The following is a 23,322-nucleotide window of genomic DNA, read 5'->3' as shown; positions in this document are numbered from 1 at the left end:
TGCCGGCGATGGGGAGCGTGCGTCTGTGAACCGGGAAATTCCCGCGGAAAGCGCCAGAAATGGCGAAATTCCGAAGTTCCAAAAGCCACTCTTCGGAACGACGCCACCTTCCGCCCTGTCAGGTCTCGTTGTTCAGACCTTCCCTAAACCGCTTGGAGCAGCATTTCAGAGACAGCACGGTTATGTACGAAGACTTCGTGGATGAGAGTGGGGCTAGGCTTTTGGTCCACAAGCTGAGAAAGCTAGAACGGCTACAAAACGGTGCGGCTAGTGCGCCCTAACAATTCATTCAAGCCGATGCGGCTTCGCGGCACGGCTTAACTCAGGCGTTAAGCAAAAGGATCAAAAATGATCGAGCCATACAGAATTGAAAGCGAGGCTGAGGCAGATGCATATCTGAGTGACCTCTTGGGGAAAAATGAATATCGCTCCATGCCCGAAGTCGAGCAACGCGCCAAGCAATTCATCCAAGACGATGAGCTTCGTGCTTACTTCATCAAAAAGGCAAAGGATATCCTCGCGGGCTAGGTCATGGATTTCGTGGCCTAGGCCTAACAATTCGTTCAAGCCGGAGGGCTACGCCGCCGCTTAAGTCCAGCGTTAGGCGCTTTGGGAGATAGTCATGGGACGCAAGAAGGAGTGGATTCCTGGTTTGTCGTTCTCCTGGAAGCGTGCCACCGGCATTTCAAGTGCAAAGTCCAAGCTGTCCCGGCAACTTGGCGTTCCGCTCTCCAAATCGGGGCGGCAACGTAAGGTGGGCAAAGCCATGGGCTGTTGCGTCCCTGTTGTTTTCATCTTTGCTGGCGGTTGCTTTGCAATCTTTGGCATTGCAAGGTCCGTATCATTGTCGGCTGCGTAGCCAGTACCTCGGCCGCGCGTCTAACAACTCATTCAAGCCGAAGTCGCTTCGCAACTCGGCTTAATTCAAGCGTTAGGTGGCACAGGGATGGACTCGCAGGACATCAAAAACTGAGCAACCGCATACGTCGCTCTCCAGCAAGACAGCGGTCGCTCCCGTAATGGTCACCCACTTTCCTGGGCCGCAGAGTGCGTCATGCTTCCCGACAGTTTGGCGAGCGCTGAGGATTGCTGGGCCGGAACCCTGGAGATCCTCTGCCGTACCCTATCAGAATCGGTCATTGGCATACTTGCTGCCGGGCCGTGATACGCCCAGGGTTCTGTAGACACTCACGACCCCCGTTGCGCGTAGCGCCGTTCAAACTCTACAGTGGACAGGTCGCCGGTTGAACTATGACGGCATTGGGGGTTGTAGGGGCGGGAATCTGGCAATCCACCTTTGCAAAGCGCACAGGCCGATGCGGTGACCCCGGCGCTGTCTCGCCGGGTGCAAACGCAGCAGGCGGAGATAGAGCAAGCACCGGTCCGCCAGCAAGATGCTGTGCGTGAGCACGAGGCAGAGCCGGTTCGCGTCATGGCCCCAACAACGCCTGCGAGAGCGGACCCGTTGATGGCATCGCAGGCCGCAGCGCTCTCAACTCCTGAGCAAGAAACCAAGGCCGAGCAGCTCCGTCCCTCAGATTTCTCGCTCACTGAGCATGGGGCGACTGTGCCGCCAGCAGCACACGTTGCGCAGGCACATGAGCGTTCCTTGGAAGCTAGTGCTGTAAATCGCTTCCCCGCAGGGTCGGCGGATGCGGAAAACCAGCGCGCCCCATCGACTCCGGTGCAGGACCGCAGCGCCGCAGACCCGGGTGGCGCTTTGTTTCTGGAAGAGACCATGCGCTCGCTGCGCCAGCTGCAACAGGGGATTGAGGCGGCAGATCGGGAAGACGAACGCTTCCACCAGGAATGGAAGGAGTATCGCGACCGTGGAGAACCCTATCCCTTCGCTCGTGACAACGCCCGGAGCACGGACGGCGCGAGCCTCGACGAGATCCCGCAGCGCGAGCAAGCGCGTCGCTCTCCCAGTGAAGCGGCTGAGCAAACCGATGCCTTTCCACCTCTAGCTCAGCGCTTCGCCGGTCCTGGATCAGGGGATGCGCCAAACGATGCCTCGCAGGTTCAGCGGAAATCCATTACGGGCGACCCGGACGTGGACGAGGTGCTCTACGCACTCGATAGCAAGAACGAGCTGGCGATCGAGCAGGCCTTGAACCGGGTGGCCAACAGCGCAGCAACGCAGGCGCTGATCAAAAGAGGCAACGAGTTCCTGGAGACGCAGGCCCAGCAGGAGGCCCAGGAGCTCGCCACCACACGCCAGGCGCTGGGGATGGATGTCTCAGCGGAGATCAACACCAGCCGCGGGCCGGTGATGGTGATGACCTTGCCGGAGTTCGCCAAGGGGCCGATGCAGAGCGGTCCCCAAGGGGACGGCGGTGGGGGTGGAGACGGCGGTGGCGGCGGGGGAGGAGGAGGAGGAGGAGGAGGAGGTGGTGGTGGTGGTGGGGGCGGCGGTTAGTCAAAATCGCTTCCGTTATCAGCCGAGCTCAGGAGACCTCATGGACAGGCAAGACGCCGCGGCAATGGCGGAAATGATGGCGACGTTGAACGCATCCAATTCGTCGTTGCAAGAGACCATCACGGTGCTGACGACGCTGATGGCATCCATGCAGCAGCGCGAACAACGGCTGCGCGAGGTGGTCGCCGAGCAACTCCAGGTGCTCCAGCACGCGGCCAGCAGCGCCGATGCCAAGGTCAATCGGGTATTGGAGAATGCGTTGCCGCGGTTGACGCAGCTGACCAATCAAGCGTTGACGCAGACATTGGAGCCGGCCGCCAAGCGGTTCAACAAAGAGATGACCACTGCGGATGAGACATTGCAGCAAGCCACTCGCCGTTACGCGCAGGCCCAGCAGTCCTTGGAAACAAAGATCACGCGACGCATGGGCATTGCATCCGCCACGATGCTCGTGGCCGGCGTGTTGGGCCTGGGTGCGGTGGCCTACTCGGTTGGCACGATCACCGAAAAGCGAACCGAACTCGCACAGCTTCGAGCGTCCATCGACTACCTGGATCGCGTGTCCCGTGCCGACCTAGCTCCCTGTGGCGAAGGCCGGCTCTGTGCCACCCTTGAGAAGAATGGGCCGCGTTACGGCAACCAGCGGCAGTACAGAGCGATCAATCTGCGGGCAGCATCAGATTCGCGATGATGCGACGTCGTCATTACAGCCACTGGCTTGCGCGCGACAGGGGCGGCCGACAAAGCCACCTCGCGTGCGGTCGCGCCTAAGCGGCTCATCGAACTCATTGGCCAAATCCGGCAAATGCGCATGCCAGCCGAGTCGACGCAATGCGTTGCACTGCAGTCAGATGCAACGCACCCGCCACTCACTTCAGATGGTGGTGCCCGCCAAGCATGCGCGCAACGCGCGCAGCTTCTCTGCGGCTCACAGATTCCAGTCGATCCGCATGCCCGCGATCAGCGCGTTCTTCAGATCGGTGGTGCGGGTCGGTTCGTTGAACTGGTCGGGGTTGATGACGTAGTGCAGGTTCGGGGCGATGCGCAGGCGCTTGGTGACCTGGATGCCGTAGCTGAGCTCCATCATGATCTGGTTGTCGGCTGGGGTGCCGGTGCCGCCGGCGGAGGCGCGCGCCAGGCGCAGGTTTTCGATCGCTTCGTCGCTGTATTTCTGCTGCGTGATCACGAAGGCGATGTTGTCCTGCGGGCGGCTGGCGAAGGTACCTTTCTGCACCAGGCCGAGCTGGATGAAATGGTCCTCGATCGCTTGGCCGCCGGTGCTCTGCAGCACGGCACCGAACACGGTCAGGCCACGCGTGCCCGACGGGTCGGGATTGGTCACCTGCTGTTCGAAGCGTGCGAACAGGCCAGAGCGGCCCTGCTTGTTCTCATACCCCAGGCCGCTCAGTACGGCCGGGTTGCCGTTGCGGTCGCGCAGCGGGTCGGTGTAGTCGGAGTTGTCCTGCCAGCCACCGAGTTCGTACATCGCGGCCATGCTGCCGTCGCCGCCCTTGTTCTTGTAGCCCACGGCGTAGGGCACCACCACGCCGGTGGTGTCGTCGGTGCTCCATTTCAGGCCGTGCTGGCCGTCCTGCGCCTGCACCGGGTTCACTTCATAGGCGCCCACATGCACATAGACCTTGGGCGTGACCCAGGCGGTGGCATGCGCGGCCCAGCTGGAGACCGGCCAGTAGGTGAAGTTGCTGGTACGGAAGACGAAGGTGGGGTTGCCGCAGGCCGAGTTGCCCTGGAAGTACTGGCACAGGTCCGAGCCGAGGAAGTGGATATTGGCCACGCTGCGGCCGGCTTCCAGTTCCAGGCGGTCGTTGAAGAGTTTCTGCAGCAGGGTGAAGTTGGCCAGGCGCGTGCCCTGGCCGCCGTAGATTTCCTGCACCGAGGTGCTGTTCCCGATGCTGCTGTTGGCCAGGTTGGTGCCGTGGCGGTTGGTGACATACAACTTCACCGTGGCGCCGTTCCAGCCGAACAGGCGGTCCATGTCGACATCGGTGCCGACCATCAACTGGCCGGCATAGGCGTCGCCGCTTTTGCGGCCGCCATCGATCATCGAGGCGGCTTCGCCGGTATAGCCCAGCTTGAGCTTGAAGGCGTCGGCGGCGTCCTGCGCGTGGGCGAGCGGGGCAAGTGCCAGGGTCAGCGACAGGCACAACAGGCGGGGGCGGGCACGGCGGGGGGCAAAAGTGGTCATGGCAGGACTCCGGACAAAAGGGCGTGGCCGTGGTGGCGAACGCGACAACACGTGGATGGGCAAGCCGCTGGCGGCGCACCCGGGTGCGCGCAGCGGTGAAGCAGGTCAGGGGCGCCGGAACACTCGGGCGCGTCAGGTGCGGCGGCAGGTCCGTGCCGCTGTGGGTGCCTCAGGCGATGACGTCGGTCACCGGCTTCTTGAGCAGGCGCAGCGCGATGGCCGTGACCACCACGCCGACCACCAGAGCCAGCACGTAATTGAGCAAGTGGGTGACGGCGTTGGGGATCAGCAGCACGAAGATGCCGCCGTGCGGGGCCTTCAATTCGGCACCGGCGGTCATCGAGATGGCGCCGGCCACGGCCGAGCCGATCACCAGCGCCGGGATGGTGCGCAACGGGTCGCGCGCAGCGTACGGGATGGCGCCTTCGGTGACGAAGGCCAGCCCGAGCACGCCGGCCGCGGTGGCCGATCCGCGTTCTTCGGCGGTGAAGCGGTTGCGGAACACCCAGGTCGCCAGCGCGATGCCCAGCGGCGGGGTCATGCCGGCGACCATGGCGGCGGCCATCGGGGTATAGACCTGGCTGGCGATCAGGCCGGTGGAGAACGCATAGGCCGCCTTGTTGACCGGCCCGCCCATGTCGAAGGCCATCATGCCGCCAAGCAACAGGCCCAGCAGCAGTGCGCTGCTGCCCTGCATGCCGCGCAGCCAGGCGGTGAGCCAGGCCAGCAGGTCGGCCACCGGCTGGCCGAACACGTACATCATCGCCAGCCCGACCAGCAGGGTGCCCAGCACCGGCAGGATCAGCACCGGCTTGAGGCCTTCCAGGTTGCGCGGCAGCTTGATATAGCGGTTGAGCGCAGCCACGCCGTAGCCGGCGATGAAGCCGGCAATGATCCCGCCGAGGAAACCGGCGTTGAGATTGGCCGCGACCAGGCCCCCGATCATGCCGGGCGCGATGCCCGGGCGATCGGCGATGGAGTAGGCGATATAGCCGGCCAGGGCCGGCACCATCAGGGTGAAGCCGGCCTTGGCGCCAATCTGGAACAGCGACCAGGCCAGGGTGCCCTGGTGCGCATCGTCGCCGGCGTAGATACCGCCGAGCGCAAATGCCAGCGCGATCAGCAGGCCGCCGGCAGTGACGAACGGCAGCATGAACGAGACGCCGGTCATCAGATGCTTGTAGGCGCCGGTGCGGCCATTGCCCTTGCTCGCGGTGGCGCTGGCGGCGGTGCCGGTGGCGGGCGTGGCGCCGCCCTGCACGCTGGCGTCGGCCAGGGCCTTGTTGATCAGCGCCGGGCCATCGTTGATCGCCGGCTTGGTGCCGCTCTTGAACACGCGCTTGCCGCCGAAGCGGGCCAGGTCGACCTCGCGGTCGGCCGCGATGATGACCACGTCTGCTGCGCGGATTTCGTCGTCGGTGAGTGCGTCCTGCGCACCCACCGAGCCCTGGGTTTCCACCCGCATCTGGTAGCCGAGCTTCTTGGCGGCTTGCTGCAGGCCTTCGGCGGCCATGAATGTGTGCGCGATGCCGGTAGGGCAGGAGGTGATGGCCACGATGCGCTTGCTGCCGCTGGCGGTGCCACCGGGATTGCCGGCGACGGCCGGGTCGGCGTGTGCGGCCAGCTTGCCGATCGCAGCCGCCGGATCGTCCAGCACCGCGCCCAGGCTCAGGCGCACCAGTTGCGCATCGCCAAAGCGGGCGGTATCGGCGTCGGCGTCGCCGACCACCAGGACCTGGGCGGCGGCGCTGGCGAGTTCGCCCGGCAAGGCGCCGAGCACGCCCTGGTCGCTGCGGATTTCGATCGTCACGCGACGGCCGGCGGCAGTGGCCGCGCGGCGCAGCGCTTCGGCCGCCAGGACGGCTTCGGTACTGCGTTCGCCAGCGGCGATGACCACGATGGAAGAGGACATGGCAAAACTCCTGCTGTGTTGCGGTCGCCGGTGTCGCCGGCGGGGGAATTTCAAGCGTTATGCGTGGCGGTGATGCGCGCGATCTGCCGCCGTCTGCGACTGCCAGCCAGACGAACGCCTGGGTGCATGCATCGGCAGCGGCGAATGGCTGCTCATGACAGTGCTTCGATCACCACATCGGTTGCGGCGCGGCGCACGCCCTCTGGCGTAATCCGGCGCGCGTCGCCGCTTTCCAGCCGGCACATCGAAAACGCCGTGGCCAGCCGTGCGCACTGCTCCAGCGTGGTCGCGGCATCGAGCGAGGCGGCGGCCAGACCGGCCACCATCGCATCGCCTGCGCCCACGCTGCTGCCGTGCGCCAGGCGAGGCGGGCGGGCGATCAACCGCTGGTCGCGTTGCACGAACAGGGCGCCTTCGGTGCCCATCGAAATGACCACCAACTGGATGCCGCGGGCGATCAGTTCGTGCGCGGCGGCGCTGAGTGCGCCGCGGTCGTTCAACGGGCGGCCGGTCCAGGCTGCGAGTTCGTCGCGATTGGGCTTGACCGCATACGGCAGCGCCTCGCGTGCGGCATCCAGCGCCCTCGCCAGCGGCATGCCGCTGGTATCCAGCAGCACGCGCGCACCGGCAGCGCTGGCCTGGGCTTGCAATTGCGCCCAGCTGTCGTCCGGCAGCCCGGCCGGCAGGCTGCCCGACAGCACCACCGGCAGGCCGGGGCGCAGCAGCGGGGCGAGATGATCGGCCACGCCTTGCAGATGCGCAGGCCCTAAGCGCAGGCCGGGCAGGTTGATGTCGGTGGTGTCGTTGCTGCGCGCGTCGACCAACTTGAGATTGGTGCGGGTTTCGCCGGCCATGCGCTGGCAGTGATCGGCGATGCCGCGTTCGCGGAACAGCGCTTCGAATACGCCGGCATTGCCGACCCCGAGCACGCCCAGCGCAGCAACCTGGCTGCCCCAGTCGGCCAGGCACGCGGCCACATTGATGCCTTTACCGCCGGCATCGTTGCGCACGCTGCTGGCGCGGTGCACGGCGCCCGGCTGCAGGTGTTCGAGCTGGATGGTCTGGTCGATCGCCGGGTTCAGCGTGACGGTGATGGCCTGCAGGCTCATGCCTTGTCCTCGCGCTTTGCTTCCAGTGCGCGCACCTGTTCGGCGGTTTCGCAGGCCAGCGCTTGTTCGGCGAGCTGTTGCAGCCGGCTCAACGCGGCGCCGCGCAGGCGTGCCTTGACCGCCGGGATGTCGTTGGGCGTCATCGACAATTCCTGCACGCCCAGGCCGGCCAGCAGGCTGGCGCCGAACGCGTCGCCGGCCAGGCCGCCGCAGACGCCGACCCAGCGGTCGTGCTTGCGTGCGCCTTCGATGGTGCTGCGGATCATGCGCAGCACCGCCGGGTGCAGGCTGTCGGCTTCGGCGGCCAGTTCCGGGTTCTGGCGGTCGATCGCCAGCACGTACTGGGTGAGGTCGTTGGTACCGATCGAGAAGAAGTCTGCGTGGCGCGCCAGCACGTCGGCCTGCGCGGCGGCGGCCGGCACTTCGATCATGATGCCGATCGGCACTTCCGGTGCGTCGAGCTCGGCGCGGATGCGTGCGCAGATCTCCCGCAGCGCGATCAGTTCCGGCACCGAGGTGATCATCGGGAACATGATCGACAGCCGAGCACCATCCTTGGCGGCGCGGTACAGCGCACGCAGTTGCGGCTCCAGCAGGTCGGGGCGACGCAGCAGCAGGCGCGCGCCGCGCACGCCCAGGAACGGGTTTTCTTCGTGCGGCAATTCCAGATGCGCCACCTGCTTGTCGCCGCCGATATCCAGCGCACGCACGATCAGCGGGCGGCCATCCAGTGCCTGCGCCATCGCCAGATACGTGGCGTGTTGTTCGTCTTCGCTGGGGGTGCGGCCGCTTTCCAGTAACAGGAATTCGGTGCGCATCAGGCCGACGCCCTCGGCGCCCTGGGTCAGCGCCATCGCGACCTGGTCGGGCAGATTGACGTTGGCGCCGATGTCGATGTGGTGGCCGTCGGTGGTTTCGGCCGGCAACGCGCGCTGCGCGGCTTCGCGCTCGCGAATGGCCTGCTGTTCGGCGATATGCGCACGTGCTGCGTCCAGATCCTGCTCGGACGGGTCGATGTACAGGCGCCCGCTGCTGCCGTCGATGATGGCGGTGACGCCGTCTTCGATCTCCAGCAGCTGGCCGCCGGCCGCGACCAGTGCCGGCAGGCCGAGCGTGCGCGAAAGGATGGCGGTGTGCGAGGTCGGGCCGCCCTGCGCGGTGGCCAGGCCGAGCACGCGCGCGGTGTCCAGATTGGCGGTATCCGACGGCGACAGGTCGCTGGCGAGCAGGATGCACGGCTGCTCGGGCAGGTCGGTGAGACCGGCGCCGGCCGCGGCCGGGTCGAGCTGGGCCAGCACGCGTCGGCCGACATCGCGCAGATCGGCCGCGCGACCGGCCAGCACCGGGTTGCCGAGTGCGGCCAGGCCGGAGGCGATCTGTTCCACCGCCTGGTGCCACGACCACGCCACGCCGTGGCCTTCGACCATGAGTTGGCAGGTGCGGGTGATCAGGTCGGTGTCGTTGAGCAGTTCGGCCTGGGCCTTGAAGATGGCCGCGTCCGAGGCGCCGAGCCGGCGCTGGGTGTCGTCCTGGATCGCGGCGAGCTGCTGGCGGGTGCGGGTCAGCGCCTCGTGCAGTTGCGCGCCGCCATCGCCCAGGCCCACCGGTTGATCGGCCACTTCGGTCTGCGCGGCGCGCAGGCGGTGGACGATGCCGATCGCCACGCCCGGGCTGGCGCCAATGCCGACAATGGCCGGCTGCGCCTGCGGCGGGGTCCAGCCGGCCACCGGGGCGGCGCGACGTTGCGCGGCGCGCTCGGCATCGGCCTTTTCCTGCGCGGTCAGGCCGTCCATGACGGCGCGCAGGCGCTTGAGCAGCTCGGCTGCGTCGCTGCCTTCGGCCGAGACGGTGATGCTGTCGCCGGCACGCAGGCCCAGCTGCAGCAGGCCGACCAGGCTCTTGGCATCGGCTGCCTGGTCGCCGGCACGTACCTGCGCGCGTGCCGAGAAGCCGCGTGCGGTCTCGGCCCAGCGGGTGGCCGGGCGCGCGTGCAGGCCGCTGGGGTAGGCAATGGTCCACTCGAATGCTTCGGCCAGGTCGGTGGCCGGCGCGGCGCTGGTCTCGGGCGCGCGGTCGCCGGTGAGTGCGGCGACGATCACGTTGGGGTCGTCGGTACTGAACAGCACTTCCAGCTGCGCCGGATCCTGGATCAACCGGGTCAGCCGGCGCAGCAAGGTGATGTGGGTGTCCGATTGCGCGGCGATGCCGACCACCAGCCGGGTGATCTGGCCGGGGTTCCATTCCACGCCGTCGGGGAGCTGCAGCACCGCGATGCCGTCGCGGCGCACCAGGTGGCGGTCTTCGCCGACGCCATGCGGAATCGCCAGGCCGTGGCCCAGGAAGGTGTTCGCCAGGCCTTCGCGCCGCCGCATGCTGGCCTCGTAGCCCGGCGCGACGCAGCCGGCCGCGACCAGTAACTGGGCGGCCTGGGCGATGGCGTCGTCCTTGTCGCGGGCTGAGGCGCGCAGGCGCACAAGGTCGGGGGTAACGGGGGCGGGCGACGGAGAAGACAAGGCGGGCTCCGGATGAGATGGGGCTGGGGAGTATAGTGGGAACGTTCCCACGATCCAGGTCAATGTGCGGTGCACAAAAACGCCGTAGTGCTTTCGGGTTAGCATCAGGGCCGACACCGCGCCTGGGTCAAGGTGCGCAAAATGGAGCGGGAACGGTCCCAGTGAGTATCAGCATCAATGACGTGGCCCGCGTGGCCGGCGTGTCCAAGTCCACGGTGTCGCGCGCGCTGGGCAGCGGCCCGGTCAGCGACGAGGTGCGGGCCAAGGTGGAAGCGGCGGTGCGCCAGACCGGCTATCGGCCCAATCTGATGGCGCGGCGATTGCGATCCCAGCAATCCGGCATCCTGGGGGTGATCGTGGCCGACATCCGCAACCCGTACTTCACGGCGCTGATCCGTGCAGTGGAAGAGGTCGCCTACAAGGCCGGTATGCGCGTGACCCTGTGCAATACCGATGAAGATCCCGAGCGCGAGGCGCTATACCTGGAGCTGATGCAGGAAGAACGCATCACCGGGCTGATTTTTGCGCCGACCCGCGTCACGGTGGGGCGTATGCACGAGTTGGCGCTGGATTACCCCACCGTGCTGGTGGACCGCGCCGGCCCCGGCAGCCGCTATGACAGCGTCGTGCTGGACAACGGCGCGGCCATGGCCGAGCTGGTGGCGCATCTGCAGGCGCAGGGCTACCGGCGCATCGGCGGGCTGTTCGGCAGCACCAGCACCACCGCGGCCGAGCGCCGCGACGGCTACCTGGCAGCGATGCGCGCACAGGGGCTGCAGCCGGATTACCGCGAGGTGGCGCCCACCGCCGAGGCGGCGATTGCCGAGCTGGGGGCATGGCTGGCCAACGACCGGCGGCCCGAGGCCATCGTGACCAGTAACAGCCTGCTGCTGATGGGCGCGTTGAAGGCCGCACGCACCGCCGGCCTGCGCCTGCCGCAGGATCTGGCCCTGGCCGGGTTCGACAACGAGCGCTGGACCGACCTGGTCGAGCCGGGCATCACCGTGGTCGAGCAGCCGGTCGAAGACATGGGCCGGGCGGCGATGTCGCTGCTGCTGGAACGGCTAAGCAATCCGCAATTGCCGATCCGCCGCATGGTGATGACAGGACGCTGCGTGGTGCGTGGGTCGACCGGCGCGCGTATTGCGGGCGTGTAGGGCGGTAGCTTTTGGGTGCGGTGGCTTCAACGGTCATTCGTTCGCGCCTGGGCGCGCTCCTACAAGGACGGCTGTCTGCCGCGCGTTGCTGACCTGCACGATGCCGGCGAACCCGAGTGTCACTGAGCGTGATTATTCAGGCCATCGCGCCGATCGCCGCAACCTGCCGGCCATCGCACCCTCGTAGGAGCGCACCCGGGCGCGACGGGGGTTATCGGGAATGCGTTCGCGCCCGGGTGCGCTCCTAGGAGTGGCGGATTTCGCAATGGTTTCCACCGATGCCGCACAAAAAAGCCCCGGCAGTGCCGGGGCTTTTTTGTTGCATCTACTGCCTGACTCAGCGATCCGGGCGGTGGGTTCCACCCTCGTTCTGCACGGCCAGGTATTCCTTGGACTGCTCGTCCAGTTTGTCGCCCAGCATGCGGCGCACCACCACGAAGAACAGCGGGATGAAGATCACCCCGAGCACGGTGGCGAATACCATGCCGCCGATCACGCCGGTACCGATGGAGTGGCGCGAGTTGGCGCCGGCACCGGTGGAGATGGCCAGCGGCAACACGCCCAGGATGAACGCGAACGAGGTCATCAGGATCGGGCGGAACCGCAGGTGCGCCGCTTCCAGGGTGGCCTCGCGCAGGGTCTTGCCCGCCGCCCGCTGCTCCACTGCGAATTCCACGATCAGGATCGCGTTCTTCGCCGCCAGACCAATCACCGTGATCATGCCGATCTTGAAATACAGATCGTTCGGCAACCCACGCAGCATCGAGAAGGTGATCGCGCCCAGCACGCCGATCGGCACCACCAGCAGCACCGCCACCGGAATCGACCAGCTCTCGTAAAGCGCGGCCAGGCACAGGAACACCACCACTACCGACAATGCCAGCAACAGCGTGGCCGCATTACCGGCGATGATTTCCTGGTAGGACATGCCGCTCCAGTCGAAACCGAAGCCCGGCGGCAGATCGTTGTTGACGATATCTTCCATCGCGCTCATCGCTTGGCCGGAACTGCCGCCCGGAGCCGGGTTGCCGACGATGTTCACGGCCGAATAGCCGTTGTAGCGGTTCAGCGCCGGCGAGGCGTAGTTCCACTCGGCCTTGACCACGTTGCTCAGCGGGATCATGGCCGGCTGACCGTCGATACCGGTGGCGGTGGCGCTGGGGGTAAAGAAGTTGCGCAGCGACTCGGGGCCGGCGCGGAACTGATCGTCGGCACGCATGTTGACGCGCTTGATGCGGCCCTCGGCGAAGTAGTCGTTGACGTACACCGGCGCCAGCATCAGCTGGATCGAGCTATAGATATCGCTGACATCCAGGCCCATCGACTGCGCCTGTACGCGGTCTACGTGCAGCTGCAGCTGCGGCGAGTTTTCCAGGCCGTTCGGACGCACGCCCACCAGGGCGTCCTGCTTCTGCGCAGCCTTGCCGAGCACGATGTTGCGCGCATTGATCAGCGCCTCCTGGCCGGCACCGGAACGGTCCTGCAGCCACATATCAAAGCCGCCGAACTGGCCCAGGCCCTGCACGGTGGGCAGGTTGACCACGAAGATCTGCGCGCCCTTGATGCCATAGAAAGCGCCATTGAGTTGCTGGATCAGCTGCTCGGCAGTGACGTCGCGTTCTTCCCACGGCTTGAGCCGGATGAAGCCCATACCGACGTTCTCGCCCGAGCCCAGGAAGCTGAACCCGGCAATCTGCAGCATGCCTTCCACGGCCGGTTGCTTCTGCAATACCGCACGCATCTGCGCGAAGGCTTCATTGGTACGGATCTTGGTCGCGCCCGGCGGCAGCTGCACGATGGCCACCGCAAAGCCCTGGTCTTCTTCCGGCAGGAAGCTACCCAGCATCCGCGTAAACAGGAAGCCGCACAGCACCAGCAGCGCCACGAACGCAATCATCCATGGCGGCGAGCGCTTGAGGGTATGGCCCACCACGCCGACATAGCGATGCGCCAGCTTGTCGTAGTACTTGTCGAAGGTGCGGTAGACCCAGTTCTTCTTGGTGGAGTGGGTGGACTTGAGAAACGCACCGCACAAGGCCGGCGTGAAGCTCAACGCGAGGAAGGCGGAGAACCCCATCGACATGGCGATGGTCAACGCGAACTGCTTGTAGATCGCGCCCGAGGCGCCAGGCTGCAGCGAGGAGGGGATGAACACCGCTGCCAGCACCACGGTGATGGCCACCACCGCGCCGGTGATCTGGGTCATCGCCTTCTGGGTGGCCGCCTTCGGCTCCAGGTGTTCCTCGCTCATGATGCGTTCGACGTTCTCGATCACCACGATCGCATCGTCCACCACGATGCCGATCGCCAGCACCATCGCAAACAGCGTCAGCTGGTTGATGGTGAAGCCGATCATGTACATGCCGAAGAACGTGCCCAACAGCGCCACCGGAATCACCAGCGTGGGAATCACGGTGGCGCGGAAGTTCTGCAGGAACAGCAGCATCACCAGGAACACCAGCACGATGGCTTCCACCAGCGTGTGGATCACTTCCTCGATGGAGATGCGCACGAAGGTGGTCGATTCGTACGGCGCAAACCAGGTCACGCCCTGCGGGAAGGTCGGCTGCAGTTCGTCGAGCTTGGCGCCGACCGCTTCGGAGACGTTCAACGCGTTGGCGCCCGGCAACAGCTGGATACCGAAGGCGCCGGTGGGCTTGCCGTTGTACTGGGTATCGAAGCCGTAGTTGCTCGGCCCCACGGTCACGCGTGCAACGTCCTTCAAGCGCACGGTGGCGCCATTGTTGTCGGTCCGCAGGATGATGTTCTCGAACTGCTCGGGCGAGCTGAAGCGGCCTTCCGCCGACACCGTGGCGGTGAAGCTGATGCCTTCCGGGGTCGGGTCGGCGCCCACCGAACCGGCCGCGAACTGCACGTTCTGGTTGCGCACCGCAGTCAGCACCTGGGTCGCCGACAGGTTGTAGCCCTGCAGTTTCTCCGGGTTCAACCAGATGTTCATCGCGTACTCGGCGCCGAACTGGTTGGTACTGCCCACGCCGGGTACGCGCGAGATCTGCTCGAGCACGCGCGAACCGACGATGTCGTTGAGCGCGTCGCGGTCGATCGACGGGTTTTCCGAGCGCAGCGCGGCCACCATCAGGAAGCCGGCGTTGGCCTTGGCCACCACCACACCTTGCTGGGTCACTTCCGATGGCAGGCGCGGCGTGGCCAGCGACACCTTGTTCTGCACCTGCACCTGCACCTGCGCGATATCCGCGTCGGTACCGGTTTCGAAGGTCAGCGTGATGGTCACGCGGCCGTTGGCGGCCGAGGACGAGTTGAAGTACAGCAGGTGGTCGATGCCGGTGAGCTGCTGTTCGATGACCTGGGTCACTGCCTTTTCGGCGGTGTCGGCGCTGGCGCCGGGGAAGTTGGCGGTGACGGTGACCTGCGGCGGGGCGATCGTCGGGTACGACTCGATACCCAGATTCAGGATCGAGATCACGCCCGCAAGCGAGATCAGGATCGCCACCACCCACGCAAAGACCGGGTGTTCGATAAAAAACTTAGGCATGTCCGGGTTCCGTCACTGCTGCTTGGACTGGGAGTCGGCCGGTTGCGCGGCCGCATCCTGCTTGGGCTGTTGCTGGGCGGCCGGCGCCGCTGCATCGGCCTTGTCGGCGGACGGTGCGGCTTGCGCGTCGCCACCCTGCGCCGCGGCGGGCGCCGCGCCCGGTGCGCCGGGCTGGCCGCCTTGTGCCGGCTTGTTCGGATCCCACGGCACGCCCTTGGCCGGCTGCCCTTCCTTGGCCTTCTGCACGCCATCGACGATGACCTGGTCGCCCGGCGTCATGCCGCCGGTGACGATCCACTGGCCCTTCTGCTGGCCGTCGACGGTAAGGTTCTTGCGGACCACCTTGCCGTCCTTGCCCAGTACCAGGGCGTAGGGTCCGGTGGCATCGCGCTGCACCGCCTGCTGCGGCAGCAGGTAGGCATTGTTGCGCTGGCCCAGGCCGGCCTTGAAGGTCACGAACGCGCCCGGCAACAGCGATTGTTCGGGGTTGGGCAGGGTCGCGCGCAGCGACACCGCACCGGTACTCGGGTCCACCGTTACCGCCGACACGTCCAGCGTGCCGGGGTGCTGGTACTGCGTGCCGTTGCCCAGCTCCACGTTGATGGAGGACTTGCCGTCGCCGCTGAGCTGGACGTTGCCGCTGCTCTGCGCCTGCCGCAGGGCGGCCAGTTCTTCGCTGCTCATGGCGAAGTTCACATACAGCGGGTCGATCTGGTCGACGGTGGTCAGCAGGGTGGCTTCGCCGGCACCAACCAGTGCGCCTTCGGTCACGCGCTGAATGCCGGCGCGGCCGGTGATCGGCGAGGTCACGGTGGCGAAGCCGAGCTGGATGCGCGCGGCCTCGACCGCGCCGCGCGCCTGTTGCACGTTGGCGCCGGACGAACGCTCGTTGGCTTCGGCGGTGTCGATGTCGGCGCGCGAAACGTACTGCTGCGGCGCCAGGCTGCGCGCACGCGTCGCGGCGATCTTGGCGTTGGTATAGGTCGCTTCGGCGGCGGCCAGCTGGCCCTGCGCCTGCAGCAGCGTGGCCTTCAGCTGCGACGGGTCGATCTGGAACAGCGGCTGGCCTTCGGTGACGTTGGCGCCTTCGGTGTACAGGCGCTTGAGCACCACGCCGTCCACGCGCGCACGCACGTCCGCCGAACGGTACGCCGACAGGCGGCCGACCAGGTCGCGTTCCAGCGGCAGCGTCTGCGGCTTCATCTCCAGCACCGACACTTCCGGCGGCGGCGGTGCCTGCTGTTGTTCGGGCTTGCTGCAGGCAGCCAGCGCCACGGTGATGGCACAGGCTAGGCCGAATGTGCGGAGCGGGGCAATCATCAGGAGGAACTCCGTTAGGGTCTTGAAGTGAGAAGAGAAGGCGGTGCCGGCGTCGGCGCGGCAAGAGCCGGAGCAAACGCACGCAGGAAGGTGTCCACGGCGAACTGCGCCCACCGCTGCCTGGCGGGGAGGCCGGCGCGATGGGGGACTTGAAACCGTTGGCGGTCGAAATCCAGCCCGACGATCATGCTCAGCAACAGTTCGGCCATGAAGTGCGGATCGTCATGCCGCAGTTGGCCAGCGTCGATCGCCTGTTCGAAGCGATGCGCCAGGCGCTGCTGCATGCCGACCACACCCTCGTGGAAGATCTGCTGCGACTGGTCGGGAAACCGGTGCGACTCGGCTTCGACCAGACGGCAGGTCTGTAGCACATCGGGGTTGTTCAGACGGTCAAGATGGGCCAAGGCGAAGGCCAGCAAATCCGCGTGCAGATCGCCGGAGACCGCGCCCAGTTGGCCGGTAGCCAGGTGCACGTGGTCCTGGAGCACATCGCGCAGCAGGTTTTCCTTGCAGCCGTAGTAGCTGTACAGGGTCTGCTTGGAGCAGCCGGCCCGCTCGGCCACGGCATCCATGCTCAGCCGCATGCCGCGCTCGGCCAGCAGCGCATGCACGGCGGCATGGATGCGTCGATCGCAGTCCGAACGCCGGGCAGCACGGTGGGAGTGAGGGATCATGTCGGTAGACTATACCGTCCAGTTTAGTTTTTAAACAGGCTTGACGGCCGCGGCATTGTCTGCACAACGCCTTGTGTGCCAAGCATTTGGCCGGACTTTGCCGGTTGTGGCGATCCAGCCCCGCCTTCCTGCCGTCGCGTCCTCGTCCATACAGAGATGTAGCGCTTTTTGCATGCCGCCAGAGGCCATCGCGGCCCACACATTTGCGCTATGCAGCAAGGCGTCGTCACCGCGCACTGGTACAATTCAGGTTTTCCACCGAGCATTCCAGCTCTACTCATGACAGCCAAGAAAGCCGCTTCGAAATCGTCCACGACGTCGGTCAAACCGGTCGCCGAACGTGCCGTCCCCGTGCTTGCCACCGAACCGCAGGCGGTGACCCTGGAGCCGGTGTTTGCCGCATTGCGCAAGCGCTACCCGGCCGCCCGTCAGGCCGAAGTCCAGGCGTTCGCCGCCGACTTCTACCGGCGCATGGAGGAAGACGAATTCCCGAACCATCCGCCGGAGCAATGGGCGGCGCTGGCATCGGACATGCTGGAGTTCGCGCGCGCGCGCAAGGCCGGCACGGTCAACGTGCGGGTGTTCAACCCGACCTTGAAGAGCCACGGCTACGAGTCGCCGCATACCCTGCTGCAGATCGTCAACGACGATATGCCGTTCCTGGTGGATTCGGTCAGCATGACCCTGGCCGATCTGGGCATCGGCGTGCACGTGCTTGGCCACCCGGTGCTGCGCATCGCGCGCGACAAGGCCGGCAAGCTCACCGCAGTGGGCGAGGGCAGGAGCGAATCGCTGATGGTGCTGGAGATCGACCGCCAGCCGCCGGAAGAAATGCCCAAGCTGGAAGCGGCAGTGCGCAAGGTGCTGGCCGAGGTGCGCGCCATCGTGCAGGACTGGTCGGCGATGCGCGAGCGCATGGTCATGCTGGCCGACGATCTGGCGACCCGCCGTCTGCCGATCGACGACCTCAGCCGGCATGAGGCGCAGGAGTTCCTGCGTTGGGCCGCGGCCGACCACTTCACCTTCTTCGGCTACCGCGAGTATCGGGTGGAGAAGCAGGATGGCCAGGACGTGCTGGCGCCGCTGGAAGAGACCGGCCTGGGCCTGCTGCGCGGGCGCGACACTTCCCCGGCGCGCCCGGTGACCACGCTGGCCGCGCATGGGTTGAACGCGTCGTCCAAACTCAAGGATGCGTTGATCCTGACCAAGACCAATGCACGTTCGCGCGTGCACCGGGTCGGTTACATGGATTACATCGGCATCCTGGAATTCGACGCCAAGGGCCGTATCGTCGGCGAGCAGCGCTTCCTGGGCCTGTTCACTTCCAGCGCCTACAACCGCCGCCCATGGGAAATTCCGCTGGTGCGTCAGCGCCACGAATACGTGATGAGCAAGTCGGGGCTGACCCCGAGCAGCCATAGCGGCAAGGCATTGCGCCACATCCTGGAAACGCTGCCGCGCGAGGAGCTGTTCCAGTCCAACGAGGAGGAGCTGTACCGCACCGCGATGGGCATCCTGGGGCTGCAGGAGCGCGTGCGGAGCCGCCTGTTCCTGCGCCGCGACAAGTACGGGCGTTTCATCTCGGCGCTGGTGTACATCCCGCGCGAACGCTTCAACACCGATGTGCGCCTGCGCATCGAAGCCTTGTTGAAGGACGCGCTGCACGGCGAATACATCGACTCCAGCGTGGTGCTGGGCGAATCGCCACTGGCGCAGCTGCACCTGATCGTGCGTCCCAAGAGCGGCGAGGCGTTGGAGTTCAACACCACCGAACTCGAAGCGCGGCTGGCGCACCTGCTGCGCAACTGGCGCGATGCGCTGCGCGAAGCATTGGTTGCGCGGCATGGCGAGGCCAATGGCCTGCGCATGGCGGCCAACTTCGGCCGCGCACTGCCGGCCGGCTATATCGAAGATTCGTCGATCGAATCGGCGGTGTCCGACGTCGAGCATCTCGCCTCGCTGGATGGCCCGGACGATCTGCATCTGAGCCTGCAGGAAATCCGTCGCGACGATGGCGTGCGTCTGGACGCGGGCGAAGGCCTGCGCCTGAAGCTGTACCGCCAGCTCGACGATATTCCGCTGTCCGATGCGATGCCGATGATGGAAAACATGGGCCTGCGCGTGATTTCCGAGCGGCCGTATCGGTTGCAGGTGGGCGAAACGCCGGTCTACATCCAGGATTTCGAGGTCGAATCGACCTCCGGCAAGATCAATGCCGCACACGCCGACGCCAGCTTCGGCGAAGCGTTCGAGCGCATCTGGAATGGCGACGCCGAAAACGACGGCTTCAATCGCCTGATCCTGGCGACCGGTCTGCATTGGCGCCAGGTGGCCTTGCTGCGCGGCTACTGCAAATACCTGCTGCAGACAGCGGTGCCGTTCTCGCAGGCCTACGTCGAAGCCACCTTCACACGCTATCCGCTGCTGGCGCGCTTGCTGGTGGAATTGTTCGAGGCACGCTTCGATCCGTCCACCGGCGCTGAAACCAAGGCACAGATCTTCGCCGGCCAGGAGCGCCTGCGCGAAGAACTGTCTGCGTTGGCAGGCGGCGACGAGGCCACGCTCAAGGCGCTGGAAGCCGTGCTGGAAGCACGCGGCGGCGATCGCACCGCGCAGCAGGACGCTACCCGCGCCACCTTGCTGAAGTTGATGGATCGCGTGTCCAGCCTGGACGAAGACCGCATCCTGCGCAGCTTCATCGATGTGATCGATGCGACCTTGCGCACCAACTATTACCAGGCCGACAAGAACGGCAAGCACCCACACTGCATCAGCTTCAAACTGGATTCGGCGCGGGTGCCGGATCTGCCCAAGCCGCGTCCTTATCGCGAAATCTTCGTCTACGGCCCGCGCGTGGAAGGCGTGCACCTACGCTTCGGCGCGGTGGCGCGTGGCGGCCTGCGCTGGTCGGATCGCCGCGAGGATTTCCGCACCGAAGTGCTGGGCCTGGTCAAGGCGCAGATGGTCAAGAACACCGTCATCGTGCCGGTTGGCGCCAAGGGCGGGTTCTACGTCAAGCGCTCGCCGGTGGGCGGCGACCGCGATGCGATCCAGGCAGAAGGCATCGCCTGCTACAAGCTCTTCATCCAGGGCCTGCTCGACATCACCGACAACATCGTCGGCGGCAAGATCGTGCCGCCGCCGCAGGTGGTGCGTCATGACCAGGACGACCCGTACCTGGTGGTGGCGGCCGACAAGGGCACTGCCACGTTCTCGGACATCGCCAATGGCCTGGCGCTGGATCACGGCTTCTGGCTGGGCGATGCGTTCGCCTCCGGTGGCTCGGTCGGTTACGACCACAAGGGCATGGGCATCACCGCGCGCGGCGCGTGGGAATCGGTCAAGCGCCACTTCCGCGCCATGGGCCGCGATTGCCAGAGCCAGGACTTCAGCGTGGTCGGCATCGGCGACATGTCCGGCGACGTGTTCGGTAACGGCATGCTGCTCTCAAGGCACATCCGCCTGCTGGCCGCGTTCGACCACCGGCACATCTTCCTGGATCCGAACCCGGATGCAGCGCTGTCCTTCGCCGAGCGCGACCGCCTGTTCAAGCTGCCGCGTTCCAGCTGGGCCGACTACGACGCCAAGCTGATCAGCGCCGGTGGCGGCATCTATCCGCGTACGCTCAAATCCATCGACATCAGTGCACCGGTGCGTGAAGCGCTGGGCCTGGGCGCCAGCGTCAAGCAGCTGTCGCCGAACGAACTGATGAACGCCATCCTCAAGGCCCCGGTGGACCTGTTCTGGAACGGCGGCATCGGCACCTACGTCAAGGCGGCCAGCGAGTCGCATGCCGATGTCGGCGACCGCGCCAATAACGGCTTGCGCGTCAATGGCGGCGAGTTGCGCTGCAAGGTGGTGGGCGAGGGCGGCAACCTGGGCCTGACCCAGCTGGGCCGCATCGAAGCGGCGCAGGCCGGCGTGCTGCTCAACACCGACTTCATCGACAACTCGGCCGGCGTGGACACCTCCGATCACGAGGTCAACATCAAGATCCTGCTCAACGACATGGTGCAGGCCAAGAAGCTGACCTATGACGCACGCAACAAGCTGCTGGCGTCGATGACCGACGAAGTGGCCGACCTGGTGCTGTGGGACAACTACCGGCAGAACCAGGCGATCAGCCTGATGGAACGCATGAGCGTCAAGCGGCTCGGCTCCAAGCAGCACTTCATCCGCACGCTGGAACTGCAGGGCCTGCTGGATCGGCAGATCGAGTTCCTGCCCTCCGATGCCGAGCTGTCGGCACGCAAGGCGCGCGGCCAGGGCCTGACCCGGCCGGAGCTGTCGGTGCTGTTGTCGTATTCCAAGCTGGTGGCGTTCCAGCAGCTGCTGGAATCTGACATTCCCGAAGACCCGTACCTGTCCAAGGAATTGCAGCGCTACTTCCCGCAGCCGTTGCAGAAGAAGTACGCCGATGCGATGGAGCGTCACCGCCTCAAGCGCGAGATCATCGCCACCGCGGTCACCAACACCACCATCAACCGCATGGGCGCCACCTTCCTGATGCGCATGCAGGAAGATACCGGTCGCAGCATCGGCGAGGTCGCCAAGGCCTATACCATCAGCCGCGAAACGCTGGATGCGCGCGCGCTGTGGACACAGATCGACGCGCTGGACGGCAAGGTGCCCGAATCGGTGCAGATCGACGCGCTGGAAGTGATCTGGCGTCTGCAACGCTCGTTCGTGCGCTGGTTGCTGCTGCGCCCCGGCCAGATGCCCGGCATCACCGCGGCGGTGGAGCGTTACCACGGCCCGTTCAACGACATCCGCGTGGCGTCGGGCGTGCTGTCGGACGCACAGCGCCCGCAATACGAAGCCAGCGTGCAGGAGTGGCAGGACAAGGGCCTGACCCCGGCACTGGCGCAGCAGTTGTCCGAACTGCGTTATCTGGAACCGGCCTTCGACATCATCGAAACCGCGCGCACCCGCAAGCTCAAGCCGGTGGACGTCTCCAAGGTGCATTTCCGCCTGGGCGAAGCGCTGCGGCTGCCGTGGCTGTTCGAGCAGATCGACGCACTGGAGGTCAACGGGCGTTGGCATGCGGTGGCGCGTGGCGTGCTGCGCGACGAACTGGCCGCACACCAACGCGCGCTGGTCGGCCAGGTGCTGACCATGTCCGGCAGCAGTGCCGAGGACAAGGTGGCCAACTGGCTGTCACGCGACGATTCCAGCCTGCGCTTCACCCTGGCCATGCTCGCCGATGTCGCTGAGCAGAAGACCCTGGATTACCCGACCGTGTCGGTGGCAGTGCAGCGGTTGGGCCAGCTGGCTGCACACGGGGTGTAAGCAACGTGTTGCCGCAATGGTGGAGCGAATGCTTCGCTATCGTGGTGGTCGCGCGACAGCCTAGTTGAGTCAACGCAGAGGCCGCCTACGGGCGGCCTCTTGCGTGCAGGGCCGCCATGAGGGCGCACTTGCCCTGAAGCCGGCTTGCCCACTCGGGCCATCAGGGTGGGTAATAGACGGGTAGGAGTCCGTCGCCGCGCCCAGCCTTACCTCCGGTCTTCGAATTCGGTCTAGGGCGGTGCTCCAAGGCACAATCGGATTCCGGCAGCCACGTCGGTGTTGGCGGTCGCGCTGAGAGCGCGGGCCGCGCCGGGTTAACACCCAAAGAAAAGGGAGCGCTGGCCCGGCGGGAGCAGCTGATCGCTGAACCGGATCTGCGCTGCGGCCCGTCGGGTCGAGTCCTGCTCGCTCTTGGCCACAATCACACGCTCTTCGATCAGGCGCTCGATGGCTGAGCGATAGATGTCCGCGCTGGCGGGCGAGCTGTTGCAGGTTTTCGTAAACAGTTCACCAAAGCTCATGCCGTCAGTGTGAGCATAGACGTAGCGGGGAATCTGTTCCAAAAGGGCGCTGACGCTTGAGTTCCGGGCAACGTCATCGAACTCAAAGGCCAGTGCGCCTTGTCCACTACCGCTGGTGTCGAATTTGGGGTCGTATCCGGTCATACCTGCGCCGAACATGTCGATCCCCGCGCCGCCGTAGTGAATGAAGTAGTTGTTGTTCTTCCAATGAACCTGCGTCATCACGTCCCGCGCCCGATGATGCTGGGACATGTGGATCAGCCAGTAGTCCCCGAACCCCTGCCGGTTTCGGATGAAGAAGGGTGTGTAATATTCAGCGCCGCAACGATCCACCAGCCCTCGATAGAGGCTGCCCTGAATGAACAGTCTCCAGTCGCGTTCCGACGACTTAATTTCTTCAAATGTTCGCCCCTGCAGCGCGTCGGGAATGCCAATCTGCGCAAGAAGGCTCTGTGTCAGGCCCGTATCGCTGGCGAAATTGATGAAGGAATCCACGCCGAACGTCAAAATCACTTCGGCCCTCGGAAGGGTGTGCAGGATTCGCTTGATGACATGCGCGGGCACATCACGGTAGGCGTACTGGTCCAGCAGGAAGATAGAGCGCCCGTTGCGGGGGCTCTTGGACTGGATGAACTTGATGACCTCAAGCCACTGAGCTGGGCAAAACGCCGCAAGGTCGGAATCTCGT

At 65.6% G+C, this 23,322-nt stretch carries 13 protein-coding genes and 1 pseudogene; 6 read left to right on the top strand and 8 right to left on the bottom strand.

Annotated features, from left to right (window positions below; translation table 11 throughout):
- Positions 1-348 precede the first annotated feature (348 nt).
- The 4 genes and pseudogenes from J7367_RS14515 (at position 349) to J7367_RS14500 (ending at position 3,110) form a co-directional block, all read left to right on the top strand.
- Positions 349-528, top strand: coding sequence for a hypothetical protein (locus J7367_RS14515; protein ID WP_057659538.1), 180 nt, complete (start codon positions 349-351; stop codon positions 526-528).
- A 94-nt stretch (positions 529-622) separates the two neighbouring features.
- A complete protein-coding gene (locus J7367_RS14510; protein WP_081023147.1) occupies positions 623-859 on the top strand; it encodes a hypothetical protein in 237 nt (78 codons plus the stop codon).
- A 414-nt stretch (positions 860-1,273) separates the two neighbouring features.
- Positions 1,274-2,419: pseudogene (locus tag J7367_RS14505) on the top strand (hypothetical protein); the annotation flags it as partial.
- Positions 2,420-2,459: 40 nt separating this feature from the next.
- Positions 2,460-3,110, top strand: a complete 651-nt coding sequence (locus J7367_RS14500; protein WP_057659543.1) for a hypothetical protein — start codon at positions 2,460-2,462, stop codon at positions 3,108-3,110.
- Positions 3,111-3,347: 237 nt separating this feature from the next.
- Here the strand turns inward: J7367_RS14500 and J7367_RS14495 are convergent, their stop codons facing one another.
- The 4 genes from J7367_RS14495 to ptsP all read right to left on the bottom strand — a co-directional run bounded on the left by J7367_RS14495 (position 3,348) and on the right by ptsP (position 10,159).
- A complete protein-coding gene (locus tag J7367_RS14495; RefSeq protein WP_057659545.1) occupies positions 3,348-4,625 on the bottom strand; it encodes a carbohydrate porin in 1,278 nt (425 codons plus the stop codon).
- 169 nt (positions 4,626-4,794) lie between these two features.
- Complete coding sequence (locus J7367_RS14490; RefSeq protein ID WP_057659548.1) at positions 4,795-6,537, bottom strand: fructose-specific PTS transporter subunit EIIC; 1,743 nt, start codon at positions 6,535-6,537, stop codon at positions 4,795-4,797.
- Between the two features lie 152 nt (positions 6,538-6,689).
- Positions 6,690-7,646 carry a 1-phosphofructokinase gene (pfkB, locus tag J7367_RS14485; protein ID WP_022559388.1) on the bottom strand — a complete coding sequence of 319 codons (957 nt, stop codon included), beginning with the start codon at positions 7,644-7,646 and terminating at the stop codon, positions 6,690-6,692.
- The gene (gene ptsP / locus J7367_RS14480) at positions 7,643-10,159 is read right to left on the bottom strand and encodes a phosphoenolpyruvate--protein phosphotransferase (protein WP_057659550.1); all 2,517 of its coding nucleotides are present in this window, start codon (positions 10,157-10,159) and stop codon (positions 7,643-7,645) included. The genes pfkB and ptsP overlap by 4 nt, the downstream gene beginning before the upstream one ends.
- A 161-nt stretch (positions 10,160-10,320) precedes the next feature.
- Here ptsP and J7367_RS14475 point away from each other — a divergent pair, with 161 nt between their 5' ends.
- The gene (locus tag J7367_RS14475; protein ID WP_005917351.1) at positions 10,321-11,316 is read left to right on the top strand and encodes a LacI family DNA-binding transcriptional regulator; all 996 of its coding nucleotides are present in this window, start codon (positions 10,321-10,323) and stop codon (positions 11,314-11,316) included.
- Between the two features lie 337 nt (positions 11,317-11,653).
- Here the strand turns inward: J7367_RS14475 and J7367_RS14470 are convergent, their stop codons facing one another.
- Genes J7367_RS14470 through J7367_RS14460 form a run of 3 tightly spaced genes read right to left on the bottom strand, consistent with a single transcriptional unit; the run spans position 11,654 to position 16,824 of the window.
- Positions 11,654-14,830 (bottom strand): multidrug efflux RND transporter permease subunit, encoded by a 3,177-nt coding sequence (locus tag J7367_RS14470; RefSeq protein ID WP_057659552.1) that lies wholly within the window; start codon positions 14,828-14,830, stop codon positions 11,654-11,656.
- A gap of 12 nt (positions 14,831-14,842) precedes the next feature.
- Positions 14,843-16,150, bottom strand: a complete 1,308-nt coding sequence (locus J7367_RS14465) for an efflux RND transporter periplasmic adaptor subunit (protein ID WP_057659554.1) — start codon at positions 16,148-16,150, stop codon at positions 14,843-14,845.
- Between the two features lie 14 nt (positions 16,151-16,164).
- Positions 16,165-16,824, bottom strand: a complete 660-nt coding sequence (locus tag J7367_RS14460; RefSeq protein ID WP_057659557.1) for a TetR/AcrR family transcriptional regulator — start codon at positions 16,822-16,824, stop codon at positions 16,165-16,167.
- A 279-nt stretch (positions 16,825-17,103) separates the two neighbouring features.
- On the opposite strand from J7367_RS14460, the gene J7367_RS14455 reads away from it, so the two are divergent.
- Positions 17,104-22,113: an NAD-glutamate dehydrogenase domain-containing protein gene (locus tag J7367_RS14455; protein WP_057659559.1), complete on the top strand. Its 5,010-nt coding sequence runs from the start codon at positions 17,104-17,106 to the stop codon at positions 22,111-22,113.
- A gap of 314 nt (positions 22,114-22,427) precedes the next feature.
- On the opposite strand, the gene tcmP is transcribed toward J7367_RS14455, so the two are convergent.
- A partial coding sequence (tcmP, locus tag J7367_RS14450; RefSeq protein WP_209028941.1) for a three-Cys-motif partner protein TcmP occupies positions 22,428-23,322 on the bottom strand: 895 nt, incomplete at its 5' end.

Origin of the sequence: Xanthomonas sp. D-36-1 (assembly GCF_017746155.1) — a bacterium.
Lineage (GTDB): Bacteria > Pseudomonadota > Gammaproteobacteria > Xanthomonadales > Xanthomonadaceae > Xanthomonas > Xanthomonas cissicola.
The sequence above is the reverse complement of the archived record's forward strand: the minus strand, read 5'-3'. Positions and strand labels throughout refer to the sequence as shown.